This is a genomic window from Streptomyces omiyaensis (assembly GCF_014650895.1).
In the GTDB taxonomy this organism is placed as follows: domain Bacteria; phylum Actinomycetota; class Actinomycetes; order Streptomycetales; family Streptomycetaceae; genus Streptomyces; species Streptomyces omiyaensis.
Genome location: NZ_BMVV01000018.1, coordinates 112,338 through 139,175, shown reverse-complemented (window position 1 = coordinate 139,175; position 26,838 = coordinate 112,338). Strand labels below are relative to the sequence as shown.

The following is a 26,838-nucleotide window of genomic DNA, read 5'->3' as shown; positions in this document are numbered from 1 at the left end:
GCTTGCCCGGCCGCGGCGTCCGCGGCCCGGCGATGTGCCAATCGAACTGCGCCGTCTTGGAATTGGCCGGAACCGGACGCCCGGCCTCCCCCTTTTACTGGCGATACGTGGAGAGGAAGCGGCCGATGCGGTTGATCGCGGTCTCCAGGTCGTCGGCACGCGGCAGCGTGACGAACCGGAAGTGGTCGGGGCGGGGCCAGTTGAAGCCGGTGCCCTGGACGAGGTGGATCTTCTCGCGCAGCAGCAGGTCGAGGACGAGCCGCTCGTCGTCGACGATCTTGTGCACCTCGGGGTCGAGCCTGGCGAAGGCGTACAGGGCGCCCTTCGGCTTGACGCAGCTCACGCCCGGGATCTCGTTCAGCGCCCGCCAGGCCACGTCGCGCTGTTCGGTGAGCCGGCCGTTCGGCAGGGTCAGGTCGTGGATCGACTGGCGGCCGCCGAGCGCGGCCTGGACGGCGTACTGGGCCGGCACGTTGGGGCAGAGCCGCATGCCGGCCAGCATGGTCAGGCCCTCCAGGTAGTCGCCGGCCTGCTCCTTCGGGCCGGAGACGACCAGCCAGCCGCTGCGGAACCCGGCCACCCGGTAGGACTTGGAGAGGCCGTTGAAGGTGAGGGTCACCACGTCGTCGGCGAGGGAGGCCAGGCAGTGGTGCTCGGTGCCGTCGTAGAGGATCTTGTCGTAGATCTCGTCGGCGAGCACCATCAGCCCGTGCCGGCGGGCGAGTCCGAGGATGCCCTCCAGGAGCTCCTTCGAATAGACCGCGCCCGTCGGGTTGTTGGGGTTGATGACGACGATGGCCTTGGTGCGGTCGGTGATCTTCGACGCGATGTCGTCGAGGTCGGGGAACCAGTCGGCCTCCTCGTCGCACACGTAGTGCACCGCCCGCCCGCCGGCGAACCGCACCACGGCCGTCCACAGCGGGTAGTCGGGCATCGGCACGAGCACCTCGTCGCCGTCGTCCACCAGGGCCTGCACGGCCATCTGGATCAGCTCGGAGGCACCGTTGCCGAGGTAGACGTCGTCGACGGTCACGCCCGTGACGCCGCGCTGCTGGTAGTACTGCATCACCGCGCGCCGGGCCGGCAGGATGCCCCGGGCGTCGCTGTAGCCGTGCGCGTTGGGCAGGTTGCGGATGATGTCCTGGAGGATCTCCTCCGGCACCTCGAAGCCGAACGGCGCCGGATTGCCCGTGTTCAGCCGCAGGACGCTGTGCCCCGCCTCCTCCAGGGCGTTGGCCTGGTCGACGACCGGGCCACGGATCTCGTAGCACACGTCCTTCAACTTGCTGGACTGTCGAAAATTCATCTGCGGCCTCCCGACCGTGACCGTCATCCGCGCCGCCGTGGCTGCTTCGTTCTACCAAGTTCCTACTTGGAAAGTCCAACCCTTTGGCTATGCTGGCCACCATGCCACGCCGAAGCTACGACCAGTACTGCGCCGTCGCCCGGACCCTGGACGCGGTGGGAGAGCGCTGGAGCCTGCTGATCGTCCGGGAGCTCCTCCACGGCCCGCGCCGGTACACCGACCTCCACGCCGACCTTCCCGGCGTCTCCACCGACATCCTCGCCAGCCGGCTCAAGCAGCTGGAGGGCGAGGAGCTGGTCGAGCGGCGACGCCTGGAACGGCCCGCCAGCGCGACCGTCTACCAGCTCACCCCGCGCGGGGCCGAACTGCGCCCGGTCGTCGAGGCCCTGGCCGCCTGGGGCCTCGACGCGCTCGGCGAGCCCCGGCCGACGGACGCCGTGCGGACCCACTGGTTCACCGGACGCGGCCCGGACGGGGAGGCCGTCGCGGGCCTGGAGGAGACGGCCGCGGCAGCGCGGCCGTGACCCCCGTGCGCGGCGCCTTACCGGGAGCCGTCGGCGACGGCCGCCTCCACCGACTCCCGCAGCACGTCCAGCCCCTCGGCCAGCTCGTCGTCCGTGGCGGTGAGCGGCGGCAGCAGCTTCACCACCTCGTCGTCGGAGCCCGCGGTCTCCACCAGCAGGCCGCGGGCGAAGGCCGCGTCCGCGACCTGCCGGGCGAGCGGCGCCTCCCGGAAGGACAGGCCCCACACCAGACCCCGGCCCCGCACGCCGGACACCCGGGCCGCGTGCCGCCCGGCGAGCTCGCCCAGCCGCTCCTCGAAGAGCGCGGCCCGCACCTCGGTCTGCTTCTCCAGGGTGCTGTCCGCCCAGAACTCCCGCAGCGCCGCCGTCGCCGTCACGAAGGCCGGGTTGTTGCCGCGGAAGGTGCCGTTGTGCTCGCCCGGCTGCCAGACGTCCAGCTCGGTGCGGAAGAGCGTCAGGGCCATCGGGAGCCCGTACCCGCTCAGCGACTTGGACAGGCAGACGATGTCCGGCGTGACCCCGGCCGCCTCGAAGCTGAAGAACGGACCGGTGCGCCCGCAGCCCATCTGGATGTCGTCCACGATCAGCAGGATGCCCCGCCGGTCGCACAGCTCCGCGAGGTCGGCGAGCCACGCCGGCGACGCCGGGTTCACGCCGCCCTCGCCCTGCACCGTCTCCACGATCACCGCGGCGGGCAGGTCCATGCCGCTGCTGCTGTCGTCGAGCATGGCGTCGAGCAGCCTCGGACCGGAGAACCCGCCCCCGGCGAAGCCCTCGTACGGCAGCCGCCAGGTGTGCCCGAGCGGCACCCCGGCGCCGCCCCGCTTGGACGCGTTCCCGGTCACCGCCAGCGCGCCCAGCGACATCCCGTGGAAGCCCCCGGTGAAGGCGACCACCGTCTGGCGCCCGGTCACCTTCCGCGCCAGCTTCAGCGCGGCCTCCACGCTGTTGGTGCCCGTCGGGCCGGGGAACTGGACCCGGTAGTCCAGGCCCCGGGGGCCGAGGATCCGCGCCCCGAGCTCGGCGAGGAAGTCCTCCTTGGCCACCGTCAGCATGTCCAGGCTGTGGGTGATGCCGTCCCGCTCCAGGTGGTCGAGGAGCGCCCGCTTCAGCACCGGGTGGTTGTGCCCGTAGTTGAGGGCGCTCGCGCCGGCGAAGAAGTCCAGGTAGGAGCGGCCGTCACGGTCGGTCAGCCGGCTGCCGCGGGCCCGGTCGAAGACCACCGGCCAGTTCCGGCTGTAACTGCGGACCTCGGATTCGAGGGTGGAGGCGTTCATGAGGGGTCTCCTCGGAGAGGGGGGTGGAAAGGGAGCGGTGAGGTACGGAGGGGGTGCCCGGCGCGCTCAGACACCGGACAGGGACGGCACGGCGAGCACCGCGAGGCCCACGAGCACGGCCAGCAGCAGCGCCCCGGCGCACCGGAGCACCGCACCGCCGCGGCGCACGGCCGCGACGGCGCCCAGCGCGTAACCGACGACCGCCGCGGCGGCCGGCCCGAGCAGCAGCAGGGGTACGCCGCCGTCCCGCGCCCCCGCCCAGGCGAAGGCGCAGCAGACCGCGCCGACGCCCGCGACGAGCGCCCCGGCCGGGCGCCGCGCGGCGGACCGCCGGCCGGCGGGGTGGAGCCGCGCCGCGATCCGGGCGGCGGTGCGCACGTTGGTGAGGACGTAGGACGCCAGGACGGCCGCCGTCGCGACGGCGAGCCCCCAGCGCAGCGGCTCCGGCGCCGGTGCGCGGGCACCGTGCGCCTGGGCCGCGGCGAGCCCGAGGGAGACGACGGCCACGCCGGCCGTCCCCAGGGCCACGCCGGCGGCCGTGCGCCGCGCCCCGGCCCCCGCCGCGGGCACGGCGTGGGTGACGCTCTCCCAGCCGACCCCGGCGAAGAACAGCGCCGCCAGCGCCAGCCACCGGGCGGACCCGTCGGAGAGGCCCGCGGGCGCCAGCGCGGTGCCCGCCTCCGGCACCGCGGGCCACAGCAGCACCCCGCAGGCCAGGGCCAGGGCGCCGGCGGCCCACGGACGCCAGCGGAGCAGCGCGGCCGGCGGTTCCAGCGGGGACAGCGCCCCCGCCACGCCCACGGCGAGCACGCCGAGGGCGAGCGGCAGACCGTCGGTCCCCGCCGCGGGCGGGGTGCCGTCGGCGGCCGTGAGCAGCGCGGTCGCGGCGAACCAGGCGATGGCCGCCTGGCCCGCGGTGAAGGCGACGGCGAAGACGCCGTCCACCACCCGCTCCGCCCGGACGCCCAGCAGCGACCCGACCGCCGCCGCGAGCGAGGCCGGGCCGAGCCGTGCCCGGACCAGCTCCGCGAGCACCAGGGCGACCGTGCCGCCCAGCAGGAGGTGGGCCGTCCACACGAGCAGTCCGTCCCCGCCGGACAGGGCCGCGACGACGGGGGGCATGACCAGCAGTCCCGCGCCCAGGACCCCCCGCGCGAGCTGCCCGGCGATCGTCCGCCCGGGGTGCGCCGGCCGGTCGCCGGCCGCCGTCCCGGAGGACGCGGGGGGCTCCATCACGTCAGACGCTTCCGGAGGCTCTCCCCGATCACCTTGGCCCGCAGCGACAGCAGGCTGAACGAGCCCGCGTCGCCGATGCCGTGACTCGACTCGCACAGGCCGTTCAGGAACAGCGCCGGCGTCTCGGGCGCCACCGGCCGCACCTCGTAGTCCGGGCCGACGGACAGGTGCCCGTGCGCGTCGAAGGCGAACCCGTCGGCGACCCCGCGCATCAGCGCGGGCACCCGCTCCTGGTGCGGGGCGGGACCGAGGTCCCGGAAGCCGGTCGCCAGGACGACGAAGTCGGCCTCGTGCTCCTCGGACTCCCCGGTGTTCAGCTCGTCGACGCTCATCCGCACGCCGTCCTCGCCCACCTCCAGCGACCGCACCTGACGGCTGCCGCTGACGAAGACCCGCTGCTCGCCGTCGAGCCGCTGCTCGTAGATCAGCCGGTACAGCTCGCGCAGCACGTCCCCGTCCGCGGACGAGTAGTTCGTCAGCCGCATGAACTGGTCGATGGCATCCTTCCGCTCACGCGGGGCCGCGTAGTAGTAGTCCGTGAAGCCGGGGAAGTAGCCCTCCTCGCTGAACGGACTCGTGTCCTTCTCACGGAGCGTCAGCGACCGCACCAGCGTGGTCACTTCGGCCTTCGGATAGCGCCGGGACAGGTCCAGGGTGAGCTCGACGGCGCTCTGGCTGCCGCCGACGACCGTCACCCGGCGCGGCTCGACGCCCGCCTCCTCCAGCTCCCGCAGGGCCGGCAGGTAGCGCGTCAGGTGGAAGACGCGCGGCGAGTCCACCGCGTCGAAGGGCTCCGGGACGAACGGGGCGCGCCCGGTGCCGATGACCAGGCTGCGCGCCTGGAGGGTCTCCCCTGCGGAGGTGGTGACGGTGTAGCGCGGCCGGCCCTCGGCGTCCTTCCCGAGGGTCACGCCGGTGACGTGCGTGCCGTAGTCGACGAGCCGGTCGAAGTGGCCCGCGGCCCACGTCACGTACTGCGCGTACTCCTTGCGCAGCGGGAACTCCATCGGGAGGTTGAGGTGGTCGAGCAGCCTCCCGTTCTCGAAGAGGTAGTTGATGAAGCTGTAGCGGCTGCGCGGATTGCGCAGCGACACCAGGTCGCGCACGGGGTGGTTCTGGATGTCCGACCCGTCGAGCATCATCGCGCTCTGCCAGGAAGGACCCGGACGGGCCTCCAGGAAGCGGATGTCGAGGTCGTGGCCCTCTTCTTCCAGGGCGATGGCCAGAGCCAGGTTGGCCGGACCGAAACCTATGCCGAGCACATCGTGGCAGCGTGACACTGTTCCCCCTTGACGAAAGCGAATAGGAGTGGGTGCGGCCGGGGGCACGGGCGCCCGGAGGACGCCGCCCGCCGGCGGTGGAGCCGGCTCGCGCCGTCAGACGGTGCCGGGACAGGAACCGGACAGCAGGGCGCCGGCGATCAGACGGCCGGCCTCCGGCGCGGTCTTGACGCCGCCGCCGTTCCAGCCCCGCACCGCCCAGACCCGCGGGACGCCGGTCCCGGTGAGCAGCCCGGAGGCCGGCCCGCCCTCGTCCGGCGGGCCGTAGGCGTCCGCGGCGCGGATCGTGTCGAGGTGGGGCGCCGAGGCCAGCCACGGGAAGTGGGCGGTGAGCGCGGCGACGGTGTCCCGCGCGTGGCCGGGATCCGCCGGGGCGCCCATCGGGGAGTCCCAGACGAGGTGCGGCATGCCGACCAGCGTCCGGTGCGCGTCGACCGGCTTGGCGTACAGACCCGTCCGCAGGTCGACGAAGGTGGCGTGGGAGGGCGCGGAAGGGGGGCGCCCGACGATGCTCACCTGGATGGACCGGGAACGGACCGGCGTCGCGGGCCGCAGCCCGGGCACCGGCTCGGCGGCCCACGGACCGACCGCCGACACGACGGCCCCGGCCGAGACCGTGCCCGCGTCGGTGAAGACCGCCGGGCGTCCGCCGCGGCTCTCCACCGCCCGCACGCGGACCCCGCAGCGGACGACGGCGCCGTCGCCGCGCGCCTGTTCCAGCCAGTCGGCCGTGACCTCCGTCGGCGCCACCCACCCGGCCTCCGGCTCGACCAGGGCGATCCCGCCGTCCAGCCGGACGCCCGCGGCCTCGGCGGGCCCCGCCACCACGTGCGCCGAGGTGCCGAGCGCCGCGTTGATCCGCGCGGCGGCCTCGCGCAGGGCGGTCTCCTCGGCGGGGTCCGCGACGGTCACCGCGCCGACCGCGCGCAGCGGGGCGCGCCCCGAGGCCCAGCGGCCCGGGTCGCGGTAGGCGGCCAGACCGGCCGCGGCGAGCGCGGCGATCGCCGGATCGGGATCGTGGGCCCGCACCATGCCGCCGGAGCGGCCGGTCGCCCCGGCGACGCCGGGCCGGGGCGCCCGTTCCAGGACGACGACGGACGCGCCCCCGCGGGCCAGGTGGTGCGCGACGGCGGCGCCGGTGATCCCGGCGCCCACCACCACGACGTCCGCGACGACGGGGAGCTCCCCGCCGTCGCGGGGACCGGCCGGGCCGGTGTCGCTCACGATCGCCCGCTCGCGGCGGGGACGGCCGCGGCGCGGGCGGGCGCCGGCGCGGCGACCCGGGTGCCGGAGGGCAGGAAGGACCAGTCGGCCTCGCGGGCCGGCGCACCGGGCAGGCCCAGCCACTCCCAGACCCGCTCGGCGATGCCGGGCGTGACCGGCCAGGCCAGCGCGGCGAACACCTTCGCCGCCAGGTATTCCAGCGCCAGGCTCGTCCGGGCCTCCTCCGCCAGCGACGGCACCCTGCGGGCCACCTCCTCCGTCGCCCGGAACTCGGCGCAGCGCTTCACGAAGGACTCCAGGAGCTCGACGTAGCCGCGCGCGCTGAAGGCCTCCGGCAGCACCACGCCGTCCATCTGGCGCGTCGTCAGGTTCAGGTACCGGTAGAACTCGCGGTGCGCGTCCGTCCAGGCGCCCGTGCCGGGCACCGCGCCGTCGCCCTTCCCGTCCAGCGCGGCGAAGCCGTCGAGCCACGCGTGCGCGGCGAGGTACAGCGGGTCCTCGGTGAGCCGGCCGGCGCGCTCCTCGGTGATCCGCGTGACGCGCCCCTCCGGGGCGTCGCGCAGCAGCGCCAGGCGGACGGCGTCCGGGCCCGACGCGGCGAGCGCCTCGTCGGCCCAGACGGCGTGGCCGCGGCTGGTGGAGAACTTCTCGTCGCCCAGGTGCAGGAACTGGTTGGTGACGAACACGGCGGGCAGGTGCTCGCCGAGTCCGGCCGCGAAGGCGAGCACCGGCAGCAGCACCGCGTAGTAGAAGCTGTTGTCGTAGCCGAGGAAGAGCGCGATCCGGGCCGGGCCGTTCTCCTCGGACTCGGTGCGGGCGGCGTCGAGGAAGGCGAGCGCGAGGTCGGCCCACGCGTCGAGGGCCCGGCCCCCGCCCAGGTCGACCCCCCAGTCGGTGGTCCGGTCGAGCCGGTACGGCGGCAGCCCCTCGTCCAGCAGGCGCTCCACCAGGATCCGCAGGTCGGGAGCGGCGGCGGACACCCGCAGGTACTCCCGCAGCTCGTCCGCGTAGGCGTTCATGTCCAGCCAGAGCCCGCGCTCCGTGCGCAGGGCGGCCTCCGTCCCGCAGATCCGGCACCGGAGGTCGAGCAGCTCCCGGGCCTCGTTGGGCCGCCCGCACGCCTCGCAGATCTCGCCGACGCTGGGCGCGTCGCAGTGCGCGCAGGCCCCGCTGGCGAACGCCTGGTGCAGGGAGAGGTCGCAGGTCGGGCAGTACGCCGTCTCCCGCTCCTCCTCCCGCACCGTCGGCGCCGCCTTCACCAGGTCCAGCAGGGCGCGCATCCGCTCGGCGTGGCCCGGGTCCGTCAGGGGGCGGGTGACCCGGTCGACGTCGACGCGGGCCGTGGCCAGGGTCGCCACGATGCCGTCGCCCTCGGCCGCGGCGACGGCCGCCGGGGTGCTCCCGCGGAGCAGGGCGGCGGTGGCGAGGTACGACTGGTTGTCGTCGGTGCCGGTGACGTGCCGGGCCTCGCGGCCCATGCTGCGCAGCGCGCGCACCAGCATGTCGGCGCGGACGTAGGGACCGGCGAGGTGGCCCAGGTGGAGGCCGCCGTTGGGCGTGACCGGCGGGCAGAACACCAGGGTGCGGTCGGCGAGCAGGTCGCGCGGGGGCGCCTTCTCCAGGACGGCGACGGCGCTCGGTATGTGCTCCCAGTACACCGAGACGATGTCGAAGGGCTCGTCGTGGTCGTTGCGGATCTCGTGGAAGCCGAACGGCGACAGGTAGCAGACCTGTCCCGGTCCCAGCTCGCGCTCCTCGTCGCCGAGGAGGACGACCGCCTTCCCCGCCAGGACGATGAACATCTCGCCGTCCTGGTGGGCGTGGCGCTTCGAGGTGGTGTGCGCGGGGACGCTGCCGAAGACGGAGCCGAACGGCAGCCCCTCGATGTCGGTCGCGGACAGCATGGGTTGCAGGTGCATCTCGTACGACCAGCTCATCGCCGAACGGTCGAAGGCGCGCGTGATCACGGGGACCCCCTGGTGGAGTGGAAGGAACGGGCTGGGCGGCGTCAGGATCCGGCGCCGGGGCGGCCGGGCGGGGTGACGCGGGTCGGCTCGCCGTCGGCGTCGAACGGCCGGCGGAAGGAGAAGGAGAACGGCGAGGAGCCGTGGTCGTGCAGGTGCTCCAGCCGGGCGCAGGCGTCCGCCCAGGTGGGCACCGCGTCGTCGGCCACCCACCAGGCCGCGTACGTCGGCCACTCCGGCTTCAGGAACCACTCGTGCCGCCGGCTGAGCGTGGAGCGGTGCAGTCCGCCGTAGGAGAAGGCGAAGACGGAGTCCAGGTCGGCCCAGAGGGAGAGGGTGCAGGCCCGGCTGTCGGTGTCGTCGGTCCGCCCGCCGGTGTAGAACCGCGGCACCTCGAACTTCCCCCACGCACCCCAGTCGCGCTCGAAGTTGGTGAGGTGGCTCTGACCGGGGTCCTCCTTGGCCCGGGCGACGAATCCCGGGCTGTTCTCCGCCTCCTCGAACGTGGGCGGGGTCAGGTCGTCGAACTCCTGCACCTCGGGGTGCCCGTACGGCTGCTTGAGAATCGCGAACGTCGTGAAGGCGACACGCGCCATCGCTCTCTGTCCTTCCCTCGTGAGATGTTCCGGTTTCGGGAGGCGGTGATGCCGGGACGCGGACGCTATTTCCGTGCCGCGCCCGAACCCCGGGCCATCAGACCGCGCATGAAAGCGCGCTGGAATTCGGCCGGCATGACCATGCGACCGGTCAGCGCCAGGTATTTCCGGCTGAGTTCCGGATTTCCGCAGATGGTTTCGAACATCCTCTTGCGGGTGGCCTCGTCCTTGTCGACGAGGGAATCCCCGCAGATGCCCTCGGCGTGCGGCAGGAGCGTCTTCTCGAAACGCTGCCGGTAATCGTCGAGACCGGCCCGGACGCCTTCCGCGTCCAGGGCCCGGCCGGTGAAGGAGCGGGCCAGCAGCTGGGCGGTGAGCAGCGCGAAGCCGCAGCCGACGCCGCTCATGGCGTCCAGTGAGAGCGCCGCGTCGCCGACGAAGGGCACGGAACCGGCCACCGGCCGCCGGATCAGGCTCGGATAGTCGCCGTACCCGAGCAGCGGACCCTCCGGGACGGCGTTCGTCACCGAGGGCGCGTCCGGCAGCCCGTCGAAGTACTTCAGGAACTCCTGCATCCGGCCGTCGGCGCCGCGCCACCCCTCGACCCGCGACTTCTCCGCGAAGAGGACCAGCTCCGTCCTGCCGTCGACGAGCGGGTAACTGCACGCCAGGTCGCGGTCGTTCATGACGAAGACCGAGCGGTTGTCGGCGGGCGCCTCGATGCCCCGGAAGTAGCCGAAGAGCGCCGCCCGTTCGTTGGGCCGGCTCTCCGCCTCGTTGCCGAGCAGCCCCGCCAGCCGCGAGCGGCGGCCGTCCGCCGCGACCACCAGCCGGGCCCGGCCGAGCCGGGGACCGTCCTCGTCCCGGGTGTGGAGGATCCAGCCCTCGGCGTCCTCCTCGACGTGCTCCACCCCGGTGGCCTCGACGAAGCGGACGCCGTGGCGCCGCGCGGACTCGCGGATCGCCGGGTCGAGCACCCGCCGCTCCAGGTTGAGCGCGTAGGAGTCCGGCACCTCGGGGTCGTATCCCGGCCCCGGCGTCTCGACGACGCCACCGGGCGTCACGAAGACGGCCTTGGTCGTCACCGACCAGGAGGGCTCGCGCAGGTGGGCGAGGCCCAGCGCGTTCAGCAGCGGGACGGTGTGCGGCTGCACGAAGTGGGTGCAGAGCTGCTTGTGGTACTCCTCGGGCGTCGCCTTCTTCTCGAAGACCGCCACCCGGTACCCCATGGTGGCGAAGTGGACGGCGGTGGCGCAGCCGGCGAGGCTGCCGCCCACCACCGCCACGTCCAGCGGCGCGTCGTCGTGCTCCTGGGTGCTCACGGTACGGCTCCCCAACTCTCTGTCCGGGCTGACTCGGTCGACTGCGGCGGCGCTCCGGGACGGGCGCCGCCGGGCTAGCACCCGCAGGCGGCGTCGTGGTGGCTGTGCTCCTGGCCGGCGTGCCCGTCCGTGGGGTGGCCGTCCCGCTTCCACCAGTCGAGGCCGCCGATCAGCTCCTTGACCCGGAAGCCCGCGGTCGCCAGCTTGATCGCCGTCTTGGTGGAGGCGTTGCAGCCGATGCCGTCGCAGTAGGTCACGTACAGCGGAGCCCTGGAGAGGCCGGCCAGCGAGTCCTGGGAGATCGAGCGGTGCGGGATGCTGAGCGCGCCGGGGATGTGCTCCGCCGCGTACGACTCGCTGCTCCGCCCGTCGACGACGACGAGGTCCTGGCCGGCCGCGAGCGCGTCCCGCAGGTCGGCCGAGTCGATCTCGTACGCCAGCTTGGCCTGGTAGTGGGCCAGCTGGGCGTTGTGCTCGCGGGTCTCGGCGGCGGTCTCCACCGGGACCGCGACGACGGGCTCGGCCTCCGGTCCGCCCAGGAACCGGTCGGCTATCTCGTACAGGTCGCCCAGGGTGCTGGGCGTGACGAGGGAGTCCGCGTGCTCTCCCAGGTCGACCCCGGCGTCCTCCAGGAGGGTGACCAGGACGCTGATGGTCAGGAGCGAGTCCAGACCCAGCGTGTTGAGCGGGGTGGTGTCGGGGAGCGGGGCCAGGTCCACCGGTTTGCCCAGCGCCGCGTCCAGATACTCGGCGACCTTGTCCTTGACCGTGTCGTTCACCGCTACGGGCATGTCTCCACCTCATCGATAGGCTCGGCGGCGCCGTCGGCCGACAGCGCGACGTACGGGGAGTGCGTGTGCCCGGCCGCCGCCGTGAGCCACCGGACCAGCTGCCCCTCGTCGGGTTCCGGTGCCCCGGCGGGCGTCCGGGCCAGCAGGACCGGACGCAGCGGCTCGGGCAGGTGGCCGCGCAGGTGCTCCGCGACCTCGGCGAGCGTGCCGGGCGCCTTCGGCGCGACGGCGAGGGCGACCGCGTCGCGCCCGTCGCGCCGGACGGCGGCGGCGACCGCCCGGTCGACGCCGGGACAGCCCAGGGCGGCCCGGACGACTTCGTTCAGGTGCGTGCGGCGCCCCGCCAGCCAGGTGATCCCGTCGCCGTGCCGGCGCAGCACCAGGGACCCGTCCGCGTCGTGGGCGCAGATGTCGCCGGTCCGGAACCAGCGGGTGCCGTCGGCCTCGACCACCACCCGGGCGGTCTCCTCCGGCTGGTCGAAGTAGCCGAGCATGACCTGCGGCCCGCCCACCCAGAGCTCGCCCTCCTCGCCCGCGCCGGCCTCGGTCCCGTCCCCGCGCACCAGCCGCGCCCGGACGCCCGCCAGGGGGCGGCCGACCGGCAGCGGGGCGTCACGGTCGGCGTCGGCGGGGCCGACCGCGTGGGTGAAGGCGAAGACCGTGGCCTCGGGCGGCCCGAAGGCCTGGACGATCCGGGTCCCGGGCAGCTCGCGGATCCAGGGCCGCAGCACCTCGGGCGGGCAGACCTGGGCGCCGGTCGCGACCAGCTCCAGGGCGGGCAGCTTGGCGCGGGTGATCTGCCGCCCGTCGCCGGTGATCAGGCCGAGCAGCATGGTGACCGCGATCAGGTGGGTGACGCGCTGCCGGGCGAGCACCGAGCGGATGACGGCGCCGGCCGGGAGGCTGCGGAACTGGTGGACGAAGGCGCCCACCGACAGCGGCAGCAGGGTGTCCAGGAGCGAGACGTCGAAGTGGAAGGGGGAGAGGCTCAGGACCCGGGAGTCCGGGGTGAGGCGCAGCACCTCGTTGTGGCCGGTGAAGTGGGCGCGGAGCGCGTCGGCGGAGACCTCGGCGCCCTGCGGCTCGCCCGTCGCCCCCGAGGCGAAGACGACGTACGCGGGGGAGTCGGGCCCGTGCGGCACGGTGGTGTGCGGGGCGGCGGGCGCGGCGAGGACCTCGGCGAGCCGCGCGCCGCCGAGCAGGCGGGCACCGGTGGCCGGTGGTTCCCGGTCGCCGAGGGTGACGACGGCGGCGGGCCGCAGCCGGGCGAGCAGCTCCCGCAGCCGGGGCTCGGGCTCCGCGGCGTCGAGGGCGATGTGGACGGCGCCGCGCTTCCAGATGCCCACGATAATCATGGGCATGACAGCACGTTTCTCGGCGAGGACCACGACCCGGTCGCCCGCGCCGATCCCCAGGCCTGCCAGTTCGCCCGCGACCGCCAGCGCGCCCGCCTCCAGCTCGGCGAAGGTGTGGGACGCCGATCCGTCGTCGACGGCGACGCGCTCCGGCCACTTCAGGGCCGGAGCCGCCAGCAGGTCGCCGAGGGCGGGCGGCGCGGCGGCCGCGCCGGCCGGGTCGGACGACCACGGGGGCAGCGTCGCCGGATGGGTTCGGGCTACCACGGTCGACCCCGTTCTACGAGAGGGAATGCGGTCCTGGCGATCTCGGCGACGGCCTGCCCGGCCGAGGCCAGCCGTCCGGCGTACAGGCAGAAGTCGTGCGGGAGGTCGGGGAAGTGCAGGTGCCGCGGGCCGGGCGGCCGGCCGGCCATGAGCTCCGCCCAGGCGAGCCCCTCGTCCCGCAGGACGTCGCAGCCGGCGGTCACGATCGAGCACTCCGGCAGCCGGGCGAGGTCGTCCTCGGACAGGCGCATCGGGTCGAGGGAGCGGGCGGCGAAGAAGGGGGCGAGGCGGGAGGTGAAGAGCCGCATCGCCTCGCGGTCGAGGAAGTACCCCTCGCCGTACTCCCGGTAGGAGCCGCGTTCCGTCCGCAGGTCGAGGACGGGGTAGATCAGCACGATCCGGGCGAGGGTGCCGGGCGGCAGCACGCGCAGGCACAGATGGAGGGCGAGGAGTCCGCCGACGCTGTCGCCGGCGAGGACGATCGGCCGGTCCGCCAGGGCGCGGCAGCGGGCGGCCACGTGCTCCGCGAGCCGCTCCACCGACTCCTCGACGGTGTGCTCCGGCGCCTTCAGGTAGTCGAACGCCTCCACGGGGGCCCGCAGGCCGCCCGCCAGGGTGCGTAAGAAGGGCTCGAAGACGGCGGTCGAGTAGTGGACCATCCCGCCGCCGTGGAGGTAGAGGACCCACGGGCCGTCCGGGTCCTCCACGGCGGGCCGGACGGTGAGCCCGTGCGCGTCCCGCTCCACCGCGGCGCCGTCCGACGGATCCACGGCGCCGCCGAAGCGGGCGAGCCAGCGCTCGGCGTTGGCCCGGTCGGTCGCGACCGAGCCGGTCGACCCCCGCACCCCCATGAGCCTGCGGGCGGCGGTCAGCCGGCCGAACTCGGGGTGGAGCGCCGCGACGCGGGTCTCAGGCATGGTCGTCCCCGTCGACGGGTGCGACGTCCCCGGCCGGGGTGAAGGCGAAGCGCGTGGCGCTCGACTCCCGGGCCGCGTCGGCGAGCCGCCGCATGAGCAGCTTCTCGTCCGTCTTGCCCGTCGAGGAGACCGCGGTCGCCGGGGACCAGGCGACGACGGCCGGCACCATGTACGCGGGCAGCAGCTCCGCGAGCCGCTTCTCCGCGTCCGCCACCACCGACCGGTCCGGCGCCGTCACCACCAGGGCGATCACGTCGTGGCCGAGGCGCTGGACCAGCGCGACGGCCGCCCGCTCGACACCGGGGCAGCTCAGCACGGTCTGCCGGATCTCGCCCAGGTGGATCCGGCGGCCGGCCAGCTTCACCTCGTCGTCGTTCCGGCCGCGGAAGACGATGTCGCCGTTCCCGTCGTAGCTGCACAGGTCGCCGGTGCGGTAGTAGCGGACGCCGTCCACCTCCACCACCCGCCGGGCGGTCTCCTCCGGCTGCCCGTAGTAGCCGCGCATCACCTGCTCGCCGCCGATCCACAACTCGCCGACGCGGTCGGCCTCGTGGACCGGGACCTCGGTGCCCTCGTCCACGATCCGCGCCTCCACCCCGCGCAGGGGCCGGCCGATCGGGTACGAGCTCACGCGCTCCGGGTCGACCCGCACGATCTCGTGGGCGACGCACACGATCGTCGCCTCGGTCGGGCCGTAGACGTTGATGACGCGGACCTCGGGCAGGCCGTCCTTCCAGACGTTGATGACCCCGGGGTCGCAGACCTCCGCGCCGGTCATCACCATCTCCAGGCTCGGGAAGTTCTCCCGGGTGACGTGCCGCCCGCCCTCGGTCATCATCGTCAGCAGCGTGGAGACCGCGATGAGATGGGTGATCCGCTCGCGCATGACGACCGCCCGCATCACCGCGCCGGCGTGCATGCCGCGGAACTGGTGGACGAAGGCGCCCAGCGACAGCGGCAGCAGCGTGTCCTCGATGGACACGTCGAAGTGGAAGGGCGACAGGCTGAACACCCGCGAGTCCGGGGTGAACCGGAGCACCTCGTTGTGGTTCCCGAAGTACGCGACCAGGTTGGCGACCGTGATCTCGACGCCCTTGGGCTCACCCGTGGAGCCCGAGGTGAAGATGATGTACGCCGTGGAGGCGGGCCCGTGCGGCACCGTCGCCCACTCCCGGTCCGGACCCGACAGGACCGCGTCCAGCTCGGCGCGGCCGGCCCAGACGACCCCCTCGGCCACCGGCTCGCGGTCGTCGAGGGCCAGCACGACCCGCGGGGAGAGCCGGCCGAGCAGCCCGCGCAGCCGCGGCACCGGAGCCGTGCCGTCGAGCGGCACGTAGACGGCGCCGCACTTCCAGATCGCGAGGGCCAGCACCGGCATCAGCGCGCTCTTCTCGGCGAGGACCGCCACCCGGTCGTCCGGGCGCACCCCCCGCCCGGCCAGCCAGGCCGCGAGCGTCGAGGCCCGCCGCTCCAGCTCCGCGAAGGTGAGGCCGAGCCGTCCGTCGTGCAGGGCCGGGCGGTCCGGCCCGAGCGCCACCGCGGCGCGGACGAGGTCGCCCAGCGCGGGAGCGGATCCGGCCTGGTCGGCCGGGTCGATCGACCACGGCGGCAGCGCGAGCGGCGCGGCCGGCGGTTCGGAGGTCTTCGTCACGAGACGCCACGCACCCCAACGTCGTAGTGGAAGCGGATCTTGCTCTTGGCGGCGGCGCCCATGCGCCGGTAGAAGCCGATGCCGATCTCGTTGTCCGGCGGCGTCTGCCACTCGGCCCAGCCGCACCCCTCGGCGAGCGCGAACTCCCGCAGCCGCTCCAGGAACACCCGGCCGAGCCCCAGGCCCCGGTACGCCTCCTGGAGGTACAGGCAGTCCATGTAGGCGAAGCGCTCGGCGCTCCAGGTGGCGTAGTCGGTGGTGACGGTCATGAAGCCGCAGGGCCTGCCGCCGTCCAGCGCGACCCAGCCGTGCAGGGCCGGCCGCTCCCCGAAGAACGCCGAACGCCAGCGCTCCACCTGCCCGTTCTCGTGGAACTCCGCCTTCTCGTACGCCGCGTGCTCGTGGCACAGGGCGAGCAGCGCGTCCAGGTGGTCCGGCCCGATCGGCCGGACCTCGATGTCGTGGTTCACGCCCACCGGCTCACACCCACCCCGAGAAGGTCGTCCCCAGGTACGCCTCCAGGGCGTCCCGGCCGGTACTGCCGCGCGCCAGCACGGTGTTGACCCATGCGTCGCGTTCGAACTTCACCACTTCCAGCTCCCACACGCAGGCGATCAGGTCCCGCTGGGGGAGGGGCGCGAAGGACGTCTCCCCCTCGGCGTCGACCACCGCGCCGCGCACCCAGTGCTTGAGCATGTCGGCGTCATACCACTGGCTCACCAGCAGATACGTTCCCTCAGCGCCGCGGTGCAGGATGAGGAAGCCGGCCGGATGGTCGCCCCCGGCCAGGGGCTCGTGCAGCACCGCGGCCGCGTGCCGCTCCAGCCAGTCCGGCTTCGGCGGCTCGCCGGACCGCTCGGGGTCCGCGAACATCGCGTACGCCTTCAGCGTCCGGCCGTTCGCCCGGACCGGGGGGAGCGCCTTCACCAGGCGCGGTGTGTAGGTCAGTGGATTCATCCGGCGCCGTTCCCCACGCGCGGGGACTGCTCCTGGTCGGACACTGGCTCTTCGCCTCCGGACTGTCGTGGGGCCACCTGTGCGGAAGTTCCTTGAACAACGGAAGTGCCTTGGACGACGGGAAGAACTCATGCGAGCCGCATATGCCTTGTCCGTTCCGGACGGCGGCTCAAAACATCTGGCTGATCCTCATATATGGCGCTAGATCGGTTCATTGGGCCGGTGCCGAGTAAGATCATAGAGATTGAGGGGGCAACGCGAAAGCCCCCTCTGACCTGGTCATTTGCATGACACCTCATCAACTTGACAAAGAATCCCGTGACATCCGGGATCGGCCGCAGACCAAGGTAGCGCCAAGCGGAGAACACCGTCACTCATCCGCCGAAAGGTTCACTATCCCCCCGGTGGCCCCCATTCACGGGCGGTTCACTCGTCCGACCGCGACGATGCGTGGCGCGATCCCGCCTTTCGCGGAACCGTTCCGACCGGTATTCATTCGGTGTTCGGACCGGCGGAACTCCGGTCTCGTACCATCCGCCACGTTCGACGGCGTCACACCTGAAGGGGAACGCATGCGATTCCAGCCACTGACGAGGGCCCGATCCTCCTTCGTCGCGACCTTCGGCGGACTCCCGTCCGGCTTCTGGTGGCTCTGGACCGCTCAGCTCATCAACCGCGCCTGTGGCTTCGTGATGCCCCTGCTCGCCTTCTACATCACCGAGGAGCTCGACCGCAGCGCCGCCTTCGCCGGCACCGTCGTGGCCGGCATCGGCGTGGGCTCGCTCGTGGCCGGTCCCTTCGGAGGCGCCCTCGGCGACCGCTTCGGCCACAAGCCCACCCTCGTCGGCGCGCTCGGCGCCACGTCGGTGAGCATGATCGCCCTCGCCTACGCCCGCTCGCCGTGGGCCCTGCTCGTCGGCGCGTTCGTCGTCGGCGTGACGAACAACGCGACCCGGCCCGCCCACAACGCGCTCATCGCCGACGTCATCCCGGGCAAGGACCAGGTCCGCGCCTACTCGCTCAACTTCTGGGCCATCAACGTCGGTTACTCGATCGCGATGCTCTCCGTCGGCCTCGTCTCGCTCACCGGCTACACCGCGCTCTTCTGGCTCAACGGCGCCACCACCCTGATGGGCGCCGTGATGATCGCGACCCGCGTCCCCGGCCGCGCCGGGACGACCGCGCCCACCGGGGCCGAGGAGTCGGAGGGCTTCGGCGCCGTGCTGCGCGACCGCAGCTTCGTCGCCTTCGTCGGAGCCCAGTTCCTCGTCCTCACGATCCTCCTCCAGTCCGAGAGCGGCCTGCCCATCGCGATGGGCCAGGACGGCTTCTCGCCGAGCACCTACGGCCAGGTGGCCGCGCTCAACGGCATCGTGATCGTCGCCGTGCAGCTGCCGCTCACCCGCCTCTACAAGCGCTTCCCCGAATCCTGGGTGCTGGCCGGCTCGTCGGCGCTCATCGGCGTCGGCTACTCCGTGCTCCTCTTCGGCCACACCGCCTGGATCTACGCGGCCTCGATCGTCGTCTGGACCCTGGGCGAGATCGGCAACACCCCCACCAGCTTCGCGCTCGTCGCCCGGATCTCCCCGGCCCACCTGCGCGGCCGCTACCAGGGCCTCTACCAGGTCGCCTGGACCGGCTCCGCCGTCGTCGCGCCGCTCGTCGGCGGCTGGGTGATCCACACCTGGGGCGCCGCGCCCCTCTGGGCCGGCTGCCTCGCCGTCGCCGTGGCCGCCGCCGGCGCCCAGCTCGTCATCGGCAAACACCTCACCCGCCGCGCCGCCGCCGCGGAAGCGGCCGACCGTCCGGAACCCGCCAAGGCGGCCCCCGCCTCCGAGGCGGGCTGACCTCCCGCGGCACCACCCGCCGCCGGGGCGAACCCGCCGGACCCGCCCCGGCGGCGGTACGAACCCCCTGGCGTTGGGGGCCGGGTCCGCCCCGGCGGCGAGGACGGCCCGACCCGCCGCCGGGCGACGGATCCGCCCCGGAAGGAACTCTTCCGCCCGCGCGGCCGTCGTTCCCTCCAGAAGCGGTGACCCATCGTGCGCGACCCGAGCGAGGTGCCATGCGGACGAACGACCCGACCGGACACGACCCGATCGAGCACGACCCGAACCGGCCCGACCCGGCCGGGTCCGATCCGGACAAGCTGGAGACGACGCTGCCCGACGGCCGGCGGATGACGCTCTCCCTCCCCGCCGGCGGCACCGGCTGGGCGGCCGACGGCGTCGCGGCCCTCCGCCCGGTGCGCCCCACCCACACCGGCCGCGGCGAGGAGCCGCCCGCCCTGCCCGAAGGACCCGCCCTCCCCCTGGAGGTGGCCCTCCTGGGCTTCGCCCTGTAGGCGCCGCGCGAGGGGCCGCCCGGGCGCGCACGAGGGGCCGCCCGGGGCGGGGACGCAGCGGGTGCCGTCCCCGCCCCGGCGTGGTGTGCTGGTGGGGAGGGGCGGACCGTCGCCCCACGAGGAGGAAGGGTCATGGCGATCCTCGTCCACGCCGTCCTCGACGGAGTCGGCACGGACCAGTACGACGCGCTCAACGCCGAGCTCCAGACCACCCCGGAGATCTTCGACGGCTGCCTCGCCCACGCGTGCGTGGGCACCGACGACGGCCTGGAGATCTTCGACCTCTGGGCGAGCGAAGAGCAGATGAACGCCTTCGTGGAGAAGATGATGCCGGTCGCCGCCGGCCTCGGCTGGCGGGACCGGTCGAGGCCCCGCGTGCTGGCCGTCCACCACCACTGGGTGCCGGGCGCCGACGGCTGACCGGGCCCCGCCCCACCGGACCGGGGCGCGCCGACGCCTCCGGCGGCACCGTCCCGGGCGCCGGTGCGCCCGGAGGTGTGGCCGGACCGCCGCGCCGACCGGGTCCCGGCCGCGGCGCGGGTTACGGTCGCCGGTATGGCCGGTGATCGACGCGGGTGGCTGCGGTGTCTGCTCGGCGGAGCGGTGTTCGTGGTGTGCATGGCCGGCACCACGCTCCCGACCCCGCTCTACCCCCTCTACCAGGAGGAGTTCGGCTTCTCCGAACTGACCGTCACGGTGGTCTACGCCGTGTACGCCTTCGGCGTCATCGGGGTGCTCCTCCTCGCGGGCAACGCCTCCGACACCATCGGCAGACGCCCGACCCTGCTCTGGGGACTCGCCTTCGCGGCGGCGAGCGCGGTCTGCTTCCTCTGCGCCGACGCGCTGGGCTGGCTGTACGCGGGCAGGCTGCTGTCCGGCCTCTCCGCGGGACTGTTCACCGGCGCCGCCACCGCCTACGTCATGGAGCTCGCCCCGCCGGGCAACGCCGCCCGCGCCACCCTCGTGGCCACCGCCGCCAACATGGGCGGCCTCGGCTGCGGCCCCCTCCTGGCGGGCCTCCTCGCCGAGTACGCCCCCGAGCCGCTGCTGCTGCCCTTCGCCGTGCACCTCGCGCTCGTCGCCGTCTCGGCCCTGGTCCTCCGGTGGCTGCCCGAGACGGTGGCCGACCGGCGGCCCCTCGGCGCCGTCCGCCCCCGCAGACCCGCCCTGCCGGCCCGGGTGCGGGCGGTCTTCGTGCCGGCGGCCGTCGCCTCCTTCGTGGGCTTCGCCCTCTTCGGCGTCTTCACCTCCGTCAGCCCCGCCTTCCTCGCCCGCTACCTCCACGTCGACAACCACGCCGTCAGCGGCCTCGTCGTCGCCCTCGCCTTCTTCGCCTCCACCGCCGGGCAGGTCGCGGCCGGCCGCGTCGGCGCCACCCGCTCCCTGCCGCTGGGGTGCGCCGTCCTCTTCGCCGGGCTCGTCCTGCTCGCCCTGGCCCTCGCCACCGACCACCTGGTCTTCATCGTCCTCGCCGCCCTCGTCGGCGGCACCGGACAGGGCCTCGCCTTCCGGGCCGCGCTCTCCGCCGTCGCCGGGGCCTCTCCCCCCGACCAGCGGGCCGCCGTCATCTCGTCCCTCTTCGTGGTCGCGTACACCGGCATCTCGATCCCGGTCATCGGCGTGGGCCTGCTGGCCGACCCCCTCGGCCTGGAGGGCGCGGGCCTGGTCTTCATCGCCTGCATGCTGGTCCTGGTCGCCTCCGCCGCCGCGTACCTGCTGCGGCGCACCGGCGCGGGGGCCGGCACCGGCCCCACGCCGTGAGAGCGGCCCCGCGCCCGCCGAGGCCGCCCCGCGCGCCGAGGGGCCTCCCGGCCCCTACCGCCGGCCCCACACCGTGAGCATCCCGGCCGACAGCGCCGCGCACTCCTCCGACTCCAGGTAGCGCACCGCCCCGTCCAGGGCCGCGTCGTCCACGAGCCCCGTGGAGACCATCGCCGCCCGGCTCCGCTCCCAGGTGTCCGCCCAGAACCGGCTGATCGGACTGCCCGGCACCAGGGGCGGCACGTGGACCTCGGCGCCCACCCGCCGCAGCCCCGCCGCGCGCAGCAGGGCCGGATAGGAGGGCACCCAGGAGACGTCCGTGCCGATGGTGTCCCGCAGCCCCCGCCACATCGCCCGCATCGCGACCGCGTACGGCGTCCCGGGCGCCGTCCCGCCCGTCAGGTCCACGGCGTCGCTCAGCACCAGCACCCCGCCCGGCTCCACCAGCCCGGCCAGCCGGGCCACCACGCGCTCCGGCTCCGGCAGGTGCATCAGCACGAACCGCGCGTGCACCAGCCGGAAGCGGCCCGGGTCGAAGCCGGGGGCGGTGACGTCGGCCTCCAGCAGGTCGAGCCCCGCCACGGGCCGCGCGGCGAGGAAGCGGACGTCCCGGTCGACGGCGAGCACGCCCGCCACCCCGGCCTCCTCGACGAGCCGGCGCGACACCGTCCCCGTACCCGCCCCCACGTCCAGGCACCGCCATCCCGGTCCGACGCCGAGCGCCCTCAGCCGGGCCATCGTGACGTCGTCGTAGGCGAGCGCCCCGAAGTCGATCCGCTCGCCCTCCCCGGCCTCCTCGGGCCGGAACACGGCCTCGCCGTACCGGGGGCGCGCCGGCGGCGGCCCGGCGGCCGCGTCCTGATCGCGGGGTTCCATGGCGAGGTCCCTTCACGCGGAGGCGAGGACGGGAACGGCGCCCACCCCGGAGCGCCACCGTCCCGTCGATCGTCCACCCCGGCGCCCCCGCCCGCATCCGGGCCGCCGGGAGCGGCCCGGCGACGCGTCCGGGCCGCTCCCGGCCTCCGCCGGCCCGCTCACGCGGGGGCGACGGGCGCTCCCTCCAGGTGGACCAGGCGGACCCGATGGGACTCGCGGGCCAGTTCGTGCCCGCGCCCGTCGGTCAGCCTGCCGGTCACCCGGTACAGGCCGCAGTGCGTCCGGCCGACGGGCATCCGCTCCGGCGGGAGCCGCACCTCGTAGGGCCCGCCGCGGCGGAAGCCGCCGAGCAGGGTCCGGGTGGCGGCCAGGACCAGGCCGTCCCGGGCGCGCTCCGCCTCGAAGGCCAGCCCGTCGACCTCCCGCTCCAGCCGGAAGGTCAGCCCCACGCTCACCACCGAGCCCTCCGCGAGGAGCAGCGGGGCGGTGTCCGCCGATCCGCCGCCCAGGGCCACCCTGAGGCGGCCCCGCCCGTCCGTGTGCAGCGACACGTCCAGGAGGCGGAAGCCGGAGCCGGAGGCGCCCATGACGACACGCCCGCGCCTACATGGGGCCGGTGTACGGAGGGCCGCCCCGCCGCATGTCCTCGGACGGGGGCGTCACCAGGCCGTGCGGGGGCACGTCGTCGGACGGCGCCGCCGGGTCGGCGGGCGGGCGGGCGTCCGCGCTGTCCCCGGGACGGAGCCGGCCGCGCCAGCCGCCGCTCGCCCGGTCGCGGTCCTCGATGAAGTCCTTGAAGCGGTGGAGGTCGCCCTCGATCCTGTTCTCCACCACCCCCATCGCCTTCGCCGCCTTGTCCATCACCCCGGTGGGCTCCACCTCCATGGCGAGGCGCACGCGGGTGTGCGCGTCGTCGACGCGCTCGAAGGTGACGACGCCCTCGTGCTTCACGTCCCCGCCGACCGTCCGCCAGGCGATGCGCTGGTCGGGCAGCTGGTCGACGATCTCGGTGTCGAACTCGCGGGTCGCGCCCGCGACCTTGGTCCGCCAGTGGCAGTGCCGGTCGTCGAGCTGCCGGACCTCCTCGACCCCGTCCATGAAGCGGGGGAACTCCTCGAACTGCGTCCACTGGTCGTAGACCTCGCGCAGCGGGGCCTCCACCTCGATCGTGTCGTGCACCATCTCGGTCATCTCCCTGTCCGTCCGGAATGTCCGTCGGGGCGCGGCTACCCGCGCCTCCGCTCCGCAACCGCGATCCGGGCGCCGCGGGCCCCGGACGGCCCCGGAGGCCGCCCGCACCGGCCCGCGCGGTTCAGCCGCGCGATCCCGGGCAGGCGCAGCGTGCCGGGGAAGCGCCCGGCGTCCACCGCCCGCCCGGGAGGCGAGATGACCCGCACCCCGACCCCGCGCCCCGCCCCGGACCGCCGGGGCGCCGCGCTCTTCGACGTCGACGGCACCCTCGTCGACACCACCTTCCTGCACACCCTCGCCTGGTGGCAGGCGCTGCGGCAGCACGGCCACACGGTGCCGATGGCCCGGATCCACCGGGCCATCGGCATGGGCGCCGACCGCCTGCTCGACGCCGTCCTCGGCCCCGGCCGCCGACCCGGCGAGGACGACGCCCTGGCCGGCGCCCACGGCACGCTCTACGCCAGCTGGTACGACACCCTCGTCCCCTTCGACGGCGCCGCGGAGCTGCTCCGCGCCACCGCCGCCCGCGGCTGGCGGATCGTGCTGGCCAGCTCCGCGTCGGCCGAGGAGGTCGCCGCCGTGCGCGCCCGGCTCGGCGCCGACGACGTCATCGACGCGGCGACGACGAGCGCCGACGTCTCCGCCACGAAGCCCGCCCCCGACCTGGTGCGGGCCGCCCTGGAGAAGGTCGGCGCCGCGCCGGAGGAGGCCGTTCTCGTCGGCGACACGGTGTGGGACGTCGAGGCCGCGGGCCGCGCCGGCGTGCCGTGCGTCGGCCTCCTCACCGGCGGCTGGACCCGCCGCGAGCTGGAGGACGCCGGGGCGGTCCTCGTCCACGACGACCCCCTGACCCTCCTCCGGCACCTCGACACCGGCCCCCTGGCCCGCCCCCCGCGCCCACCGGCCCACCACGGCCGAGCCCCCACCGAGGAGGAGGCATGAACCTCATCGCCCGCACCGCCGACACCCGCGACGAGGGCACCGGCACGACCCCGCTGCCCCCCGACCACACCCAGGCCATCCTGGAGGTCACCAAGGAGGTCGGCGCCGTCCTGAAGGCCTCCGGCTGCCCGTTCGCCCTCGTCGGCAGTGTCGCCGCGTACGCGTACGGCATCCCGGTCCGGCTCCAGCACGACACCGACTTCGCCCTGCGCGCGGAGGACTCCGAGACCGTCGTCCGGCTGCTGCGCGGACGCGGCATCCAGATCGTGGAACCGCCCGAGGACTGGCTCGTCAAGGCCCGCAGCGGGGGCGAGCACATCGACCTGATCTTCGCCCTCGCCGGGCGGGCCGTCACCAAGGAGCTCCTCGACCGCGCCTGGACCCTCCCCGTCGACTCCGTCCACCTGCCGGTGATCGACCCCACCGACCTGATGACCGGGCGGCTGGCGGCGCTCTCCGAGCACCACTGCGACTACGGCGCCCTGCTGCCGGTCGCGCGCGGTCTGCGCGAACGCGTCGACTGGGACCGCGTGGCGGAGGAGACCCGCGACCGGCCCATGGCGGTCGCCTTCCTGTACCTGCTCCGCCTCCTGGACGTGCTCCCGTCCGACCCGGACGCCGGAGAGGGGGCGGACCGCCGTGACTGACCGCCCTGAGCCGTACGAGGAGGAGTACCGCATCGCCCTGCTGCGGGAGCGGCTGGCCCGGGGCGGCCAGGCCGAGCTCGGGGTCCGGGTGGAGCGGCGGGGCGGCGGCGTGCTGCTCACCGGGACCGTCCCCAACGCGACCCGCCGCGAGGAGATCCTGGACCTCGCCCGCGACACGCTTCCCGGCCTCACGGTCCGCACCGAGGTGGCCCTCGCCGGCCGGGACGCCCCCGACCACGGGGAGGAGCTGCCATGACGCTCCTCGGCCCGGACCGGACCGGGCGGCCCGTCGTCCGCGTCGCCGCGGTCGGCGACATCCACCTCGGCGAGGACTGCGCGGGCCTCCTCCGCCCCGCCTTCGAGACGCTCCCCGGCTGCGCCGACCTGCTGCTGCTCGCGGGCGACCTGACCCGGCACGGCACGGCCGCCGAGGCACGGGTGGTGGCCGCGGAGGTCGCGTCGATCGGGGTGCCCGTCGTCGCGGTCCTCGGCAACCACGACCACCACGCGGACGAGCCGGAGGAGGTCGTCCGGGTCCTCCGCGACGCGGGGGTGCGGGTCCTGGAGGGCGAGAGCACCGTCCTGCCGGTCGCCGGCCACAAGGTCGGCGTCGCCGGGGTGAAGGGGTTCTGCGGGGGGTTCGTCGGGCGCAGCGCGGGAGAGTTCGGCGAACCGGAGATGAAGGCCTTCGTGCGGACGGCCCGGCGGAGCGCCGACCGCCTGGCCGGGGCCCTGGCCGAGCTGGAGGCGCACGGCTGCGCCGTCCGCATCGCGCTCACGCACTTCTCCCCGGTGCCCGACACCCTCGCGGGCGAACCGCCGGAGATCTACCCCTTCCTGGGCAGCTACCTCCTCGCGGAGGCCATCGACGCGCAGGGCGCCGACCTCGCCGTCCACGGCCACGCGCACCTCGGCACCGAGCACGGCATGACGGCCGGCGGCGTCCGCGTGCGCAACGTCGCCCAACCGGTGATCGACCACGCCTTCGCCCTCTACCGCCTCCCCCTCGACGGCCGCTCCGCCCACCCGTCCGAGGCCTCGGCGCCCGCCCCCGTCCCGGCCCGCTACGGCCTCGGCTGACACCGCGCGGCCAGGCCGCGCGCCGGAAGGCGGCCCCGTCTCCCGGGGCCGCCTTCCGCACGCCGGTCCGCGGGGGGCGCGCCGTCAGGCCGCCTCCGCGCTGGGCACGTCGAGCGGGCTGCGGGGGGCGTGGTGCCGCTCCTCGGCCATGCGCTCGCCCAGTTCGAGGAGCCGCTTGCGGCCCATCGCCTTGCGGACCTCGGGGAACCAGTCGCTCTCCTCCTCCTCGACGTGGTGCCGGACGTTCTCCATCAGCACCGCCATCTTGGCGTCGAAGCGCTCGTCCTCCGGGTCGAGCCCGTCCAGCTCCGACAGCATCCACAGCACGGCGTGGTGCTCCTCGACGCTCTCCAGGACGTGGTCCCGGGTGTCCGGCGCCGCCTCCCGGGCGGCGGGGTAGAAGACCCGTTCCTCGATCCAGGCGTGCGCGGTCAGTTCCCGGATGACGTCGTCGGCGAGCTCCCGCTTGCGGCGGTGGTCGCCGTCGTCCGCGCGCTCGAACTCCTTGAAGAGCTTCTCCACGGCCTTGTGGTCCTCGCGGAGCATCACGATCCCGTCCATGGGTCCCTCCTTGGGGGTGTCCTGCCCGGCCCGCGGCCGGCCCTGCGGAGCGAGTGCCCCGTCCGGCCCGGTTCAGCCCTCGACGCCGGTCGAGGCGTGCGCCGAGCCGACCGGCTTGGACTCGGGGGAGCCGCGCTGGCGGAGGTAGACGGAGAGGACGGCCATCGCGGCCACGGCGAGGAGTTCGGACTGCCAGTTCTGCAGCGAGCGGCTCCAGAAGTCCGCCGAGAGGAGGTACGCGCCCCAGCCGATCGGCTCCTGGAGCTGCCGCAGCCGCTCGCCGTCGTAGGCCGCGGCCCCGGCCACCGACTGGGCGAACCACGACAGGACGAAGAAGGCGGCCATGGTCAGGCCCAGCGACCGCGAGTAGAGGGACTGCCGCCAGTCCTTCGTCCCGGCCCAGGAGGGCGAGTCGGACCGGGCGTGCTCGCCCATCCGCTGGTCCCGCTCGCTCTCGGTCCCCACCCGGTCCAGCGGCTTCGACTCCGGGGAGCCGCGCTGGAGGAGGTAGACGGTGCCGTACACGTACAGGAAGAACTGGAGGAACTCCGACTGCCAGTTCTCCGTGACGTCCACGGCGAAGTCGGAGGAGGCGAGGTAGGCGCCGAGGCCGACCTGCCGGAGCCCGGCCAGGGCCAGCTGTTCGTTGAACTCGGCGCGCCCGGCGACCGCCTGGGCGGCGAGGACGACGAGGAAGGCCCCGCCGAAGACGAGGGTGAGGCTGTTGGAGCGCCAGAACCCGGTGCGGTCGCGCGCGCCCGTCACCGGT

The 26,838-nt window shown here is 74.5% G+C and carries 27 protein-coding genes and 1 pseudogene; 9 read left to right on the top strand and 19 right to left on the bottom strand.

Annotated elements, in window-relative coordinates; genetic code table 11:
- Positions 1-94: 94 nt before the first annotated feature.
- Positions 95-1,306, bottom strand: a complete 1,212-nt coding sequence (locus IE287_RS26535; protein ID WP_189851714.1) for a pyridoxal phosphate-dependent aminotransferase — start codon at positions 1,304-1,306, stop codon at positions 95-97.
- Between the two features lie 89 nt (positions 1,307-1,395).
- Here IE287_RS26535 and IE287_RS26530 point away from each other — a divergent pair.
- Positions 1,396-1,761: pseudogene (locus IE287_RS26530) on the top strand (winged helix-turn-helix transcriptional regulator); the annotation flags it as partial.
- Between the two features lie 86 nt (positions 1,762-1,847).
- Here IE287_RS26530 and ectB read toward each other — a convergent pair.
- From ectB to IE287_RS26465, 13 genes are all read right to left on the bottom strand, one after another.
- The gene (gene ectB, locus IE287_RS26525) at positions 1,848-3,107 is read right to left on the bottom strand and encodes a diaminobutyrate--2-oxoglutarate transaminase (protein ID WP_189851712.1); all 1,260 of its coding nucleotides are present in this window, start codon (positions 3,105-3,107) and stop codon (positions 1,848-1,850) included.
- 66 nt (positions 3,108-3,173) lie between these two features.
- Positions 3,174-4,340 carry an amino acid:polyamine antiporter gene (locus IE287_RS26520; RefSeq protein ID WP_229883760.1) on the bottom strand — a complete coding sequence of 389 codons (1,167 nt, stop codon included), beginning with the start codon at positions 4,338-4,340 and terminating at the stop codon, positions 3,174-3,176.
- Positions 4,340-5,623 (bottom strand): lysine N(6)-hydroxylase/L-ornithine N(5)-oxygenase family protein, encoded by a 1,284-nt coding sequence (locus IE287_RS26515; RefSeq protein ID WP_189851711.1) that lies wholly within the window; start codon positions 5,621-5,623, stop codon positions 4,340-4,342. Before IE287_RS26515 ends, IE287_RS26520 begins: the two co-directional genes overlap by 1 nt.
- Positions 5,624-5,719: 96 nt before the next feature.
- Entirely contained in the window at positions 5,720-6,847 is a 1,128-nt protein-coding gene (locus IE287_RS26510; RefSeq protein ID WP_229883758.1) for an NAD(P)/FAD-dependent oxidoreductase, read from the bottom strand.
- A complete protein-coding gene (locus IE287_RS26505) occupies positions 6,844-8,814 on the bottom strand; it encodes a class I tRNA ligase family protein (protein ID WP_189851710.1) in 1,971 nt (656 codons plus the stop codon). Before IE287_RS26505 ends, IE287_RS26510 begins: the two co-directional genes overlap by 4 nt.
- A gap of 41 nt (positions 8,815-8,855) precedes the next feature.
- Positions 8,856-9,407, bottom strand: coding sequence for a DUF3291 domain-containing protein (locus tag IE287_RS26500; protein ID WP_189851709.1), 552 nt, complete (start codon positions 9,405-9,407; stop codon positions 8,856-8,858).
- 65 nt (positions 9,408-9,472) lie between these two features.
- Positions 9,473-10,729, bottom strand: a complete 1,257-nt coding sequence (locus tag IE287_RS26495) for an NAD(P)/FAD-dependent oxidoreductase (RefSeq protein ID WP_189851708.1) — start codon at positions 10,727-10,729, stop codon at positions 9,473-9,475.
- 74 nt (positions 10,730-10,803) lie between these two features.
- Entirely contained in the window at positions 10,804-11,520 is a 717-nt protein-coding gene (locus IE287_RS38760) for a rhodanese-like domain-containing protein (protein WP_229883757.1), read from the bottom strand.
- Positions 11,511-13,142, bottom strand: coding sequence for an AMP-binding protein (locus IE287_RS26485; protein WP_189851707.1), 1,632 nt, complete (start codon positions 13,140-13,142; stop codon positions 11,511-11,513). Before IE287_RS26485 ends, IE287_RS38760 begins: the two co-directional genes overlap by 10 nt.
- Positions 13,136-14,059 (bottom strand): alpha/beta hydrolase fold domain-containing protein, encoded by a 924-nt coding sequence (locus IE287_RS26480; protein WP_229883756.1) that lies wholly within the window; start codon positions 14,057-14,059, stop codon positions 13,136-13,138. Before IE287_RS26480 ends, IE287_RS26485 begins: the two co-directional genes overlap by 7 nt.
- Positions 14,052-15,710, bottom strand: coding sequence for an amino acid adenylation domain-containing protein (locus IE287_RS26475; protein WP_189851706.1), 1,659 nt, complete (start codon positions 15,708-15,710; stop codon positions 14,052-14,054). The genes IE287_RS26480 and IE287_RS26475 overlap by 8 nt, the downstream gene beginning before the upstream one ends.
- On the bottom strand, positions 15,707-16,180 hold the full coding sequence (locus IE287_RS26470) for a GNAT family N-acetyltransferase (RefSeq protein WP_189851705.1): 474 nt from the start codon (positions 16,178-16,180) through the stop codon (positions 15,707-15,709). The genes IE287_RS26475 and IE287_RS26470 overlap by 4 nt, the downstream gene beginning before the upstream one ends.
- A gap of 10 nt (positions 16,181-16,190) precedes the next feature.
- Positions 16,191-16,667, bottom strand: coding sequence for a hypothetical protein (locus IE287_RS26465; RefSeq protein WP_189851704.1), 477 nt, complete (start codon positions 16,665-16,667; stop codon positions 16,191-16,193).
- 572 nt (positions 16,668-17,239) lie between these two features.
- Between IE287_RS26465 and IE287_RS26460 the strand changes: the two genes are divergently transcribed.
- From IE287_RS26460 to IE287_RS26445, 4 genes are all read left to right on the top strand, one after another.
- Entirely contained in the window at positions 17,240-18,514 is a 1,275-nt protein-coding gene (locus IE287_RS26460) for an MDR family MFS transporter (RefSeq protein WP_189851703.1), read from the top strand.
- A 218-nt stretch (positions 18,515-18,732) separates the two neighbouring features.
- On the top strand, positions 18,733-19,011 hold the full coding sequence (locus IE287_RS26455; RefSeq protein ID WP_189851736.1) for a hypothetical protein: 279 nt from the start codon (positions 18,733-18,735) through the stop codon (positions 19,009-19,011).
- Positions 19,012-19,143: 132 nt separating this feature from the next.
- A complete protein-coding gene (locus tag IE287_RS26450) occupies positions 19,144-19,431 on the top strand; it encodes a hypothetical protein (RefSeq protein WP_189851702.1) in 288 nt (95 codons plus the stop codon).
- Between the two features lie 135 nt (positions 19,432-19,566).
- On the top strand, positions 19,567-20,772 hold the full coding sequence (locus tag IE287_RS26445) for an MFS transporter (protein ID WP_189851701.1): 1,206 nt from the start codon (positions 19,567-19,569) through the stop codon (positions 20,770-20,772).
- A gap of 54 nt (positions 20,773-20,826) precedes the next feature.
- Here IE287_RS26445 and IE287_RS26440 read toward each other — a convergent pair whose 3' ends face one another.
- The 3 genes from IE287_RS26440 to IE287_RS26430 all read right to left on the bottom strand — a co-directional run bounded on the left by IE287_RS26440 (position 20,827) and on the right by IE287_RS26430 (position 22,839).
- The gene (locus tag IE287_RS26440) at positions 20,827-21,648 is read right to left on the bottom strand and encodes a class I SAM-dependent methyltransferase (protein ID WP_189851700.1); all 822 of its coding nucleotides are present in this window, start codon (positions 21,646-21,648) and stop codon (positions 20,827-20,829) included.
- A gap of 158 nt (positions 21,649-21,806) precedes the next feature.
- Entirely contained in the window at positions 21,807-22,235 is a 429-nt protein-coding gene (locus IE287_RS26435) for a hypothetical protein (RefSeq protein WP_189851699.1), read from the bottom strand.
- A gap of 16 nt (positions 22,236-22,251) precedes the next feature.
- Entirely contained in the window at positions 22,252-22,839 is a 588-nt protein-coding gene (locus IE287_RS26430; protein WP_308436886.1) for an SRPBCC family protein, read from the bottom strand.
- 195 nt (positions 22,840-23,034) lie between these two features.
- Here IE287_RS26430 and IE287_RS26425 point away from each other — a divergent pair, with 195 nt between their 5' ends.
- Genes IE287_RS26425 through IE287_RS26410 form a run of 4 tightly spaced genes read left to right on the top strand, consistent with a single transcriptional unit; the run spans position 23,035 to position 25,508 of the window.
- Positions 23,035-23,781, top strand: coding sequence for an HAD family hydrolase (locus tag IE287_RS26425; protein WP_189851698.1), 747 nt, complete (start codon positions 23,035-23,037; stop codon positions 23,779-23,781).
- The gene (locus IE287_RS26420) at positions 23,778-24,428 is read left to right on the top strand and encodes a nucleotidyltransferase family protein (RefSeq protein ID WP_189851697.1); all 651 of its coding nucleotides are present in this window, start codon (positions 23,778-23,780) and stop codon (positions 24,426-24,428) included. The genes IE287_RS26425 and IE287_RS26420 overlap by 4 nt, the downstream gene beginning before the upstream one ends.
- Positions 24,421-24,684: a BON domain-containing protein gene (locus IE287_RS26415; RefSeq protein ID WP_189851696.1), complete on the top strand. Its 264-nt coding sequence runs from the start codon at positions 24,421-24,423 to the stop codon at positions 24,682-24,684. Before IE287_RS26420 ends, IE287_RS26415 begins: the two co-directional genes overlap by 8 nt.
- Positions 24,681-25,508 carry a metallophosphoesterase family protein gene (locus IE287_RS26410; RefSeq protein ID WP_189851695.1) on the top strand — a complete coding sequence of 276 codons (828 nt, stop codon included), beginning with the start codon at positions 24,681-24,683 and terminating at the stop codon, positions 25,506-25,508. The genes IE287_RS26415 and IE287_RS26410 overlap by 4 nt, the downstream gene beginning before the upstream one ends.
- 84 nt (positions 25,509-25,592) lie before the next feature.
- Here IE287_RS26410 and IE287_RS26405 read toward each other — a convergent pair whose 3' ends face one another.
- A complete protein-coding gene (locus tag IE287_RS26405) occupies positions 25,593-26,069 on the bottom strand; it encodes a hemerythrin domain-containing protein (RefSeq protein WP_189851694.1) in 477 nt (158 codons plus the stop codon).
- Positions 26,070-26,141: 72 nt separating this feature from the next.
- Positions 26,142-26,834, bottom strand: coding sequence for a DUF6766 family protein (locus tag IE287_RS26400; protein WP_189851693.1), 693 nt, complete (start codon positions 26,832-26,834; stop codon positions 26,142-26,144).
- Between the last annotated feature and the right edge of the window lie 4 nt (positions 26,835-26,838).

Excerpts from the sequence above, each read along its gene's own strand:
- IE287_RS26535 (WP_189851714.1), bottom strand. The coding sequence starts at position 1,306 with ATGAATTTTCGACAGTCCAGCAAGTTGAAGGACGTGTGCTACGAGATC.
- ectB (WP_189851712.1), bottom strand. The coding sequence starts at position 3,107 with ATGAACGCCTCCACCCTCGAATCCGAGGTCCGCAGTTACAGCCGGAAC.
- IE287_RS26520 (WP_229883760.1), bottom strand. The coding sequence starts at position 4,340 with ATGGAGCCCCCCGCGTCCTCCGGGACGGCGGCCGGCGACCGGCCGGCG.
- IE287_RS26500 (WP_189851709.1), bottom strand. The coding sequence starts at position 9,407 with ATGGCGCGTGTCGCCTTCACGACGTTCGCGATTCTCAAGCAGCCGTAC.
- IE287_RS38760 (WP_229883757.1), bottom strand. The coding sequence starts at position 11,520 with ATGCCCGTAGCGGTGAACGACACGGTCAAGGACAAGGTCGCCGAGTAT.
- IE287_RS26480 (WP_229883756.1), bottom strand. The coding sequence starts at position 14,059 with ATGCCTGAGACCCGCGTCGCGGCGCTCCACCCCGAGTTCGGCCGGCTG.
- IE287_RS26465 (WP_189851704.1), bottom strand. The coding sequence starts at position 16,667 with ATGAATCCACTGACCTACACACCGCGCCTGGTGAAGGCGCTCCCCCCG.
- IE287_RS26460 (WP_189851703.1), top strand. The coding sequence starts at position 17,240 with ATGCGATTCCAGCCACTGACGAGGGCCCGATCCTCCTTCGTCGCGACC.
- IE287_RS26455 (WP_189851736.1), top strand. The coding sequence starts at position 18,733 with ATGCGGACGAACGACCCGACCGGACACGACCCGATCGAGCACGACCCG.
- IE287_RS26450 (WP_189851702.1), top strand. The coding sequence starts at position 19,144 with ATGGCGATCCTCGTCCACGCCGTCCTCGACGGAGTCGGCACGGACCAG.
- IE287_RS26445 (WP_189851701.1), top strand. The coding sequence starts at position 19,567 with ATGGCCGGTGATCGACGCGGGTGGCTGCGGTGTCTGCTCGGCGGAGCG.
- IE287_RS26440 (WP_189851700.1), bottom strand. The coding sequence starts at position 21,648 with ATGGAACCCCGCGATCAGGACGCGGCCGCCGGGCCGCCGCCGGCGCGC.
- IE287_RS26435 (WP_189851699.1), bottom strand. The coding sequence starts at position 22,235 with ATGGGCGCCTCCGGCTCCGGCTTCCGCCTCCTGGACGTGTCGCTGCAC.
- IE287_RS26430 (WP_308436886.1), bottom strand. The coding sequence starts at position 22,839 with ATGACCGAGATGGTGCACGACACGATCGAGGTGGAGGCCCCGCTGCGC.
- IE287_RS26425 (WP_189851698.1), top strand. The coding sequence starts at position 23,035 with ATGACCCGCACCCCGACCCCGCGCCCCGCCCCGGACCGCCGGGGCGCC.
- IE287_RS26420 (WP_189851697.1), top strand. The coding sequence starts at position 23,778 with ATGAACCTCATCGCCCGCACCGCCGACACCCGCGACGAGGGCACCGGC.
- IE287_RS26410 (WP_189851695.1), top strand. The coding sequence starts at position 24,681 with ATGACGCTCCTCGGCCCGGACCGGACCGGGCGGCCCGTCGTCCGCGTC.
- IE287_RS26405 (WP_189851694.1), bottom strand. The coding sequence starts at position 26,069 with ATGGACGGGATCGTGATGCTCCGCGAGGACCACAAGGCCGTGGAGAAG.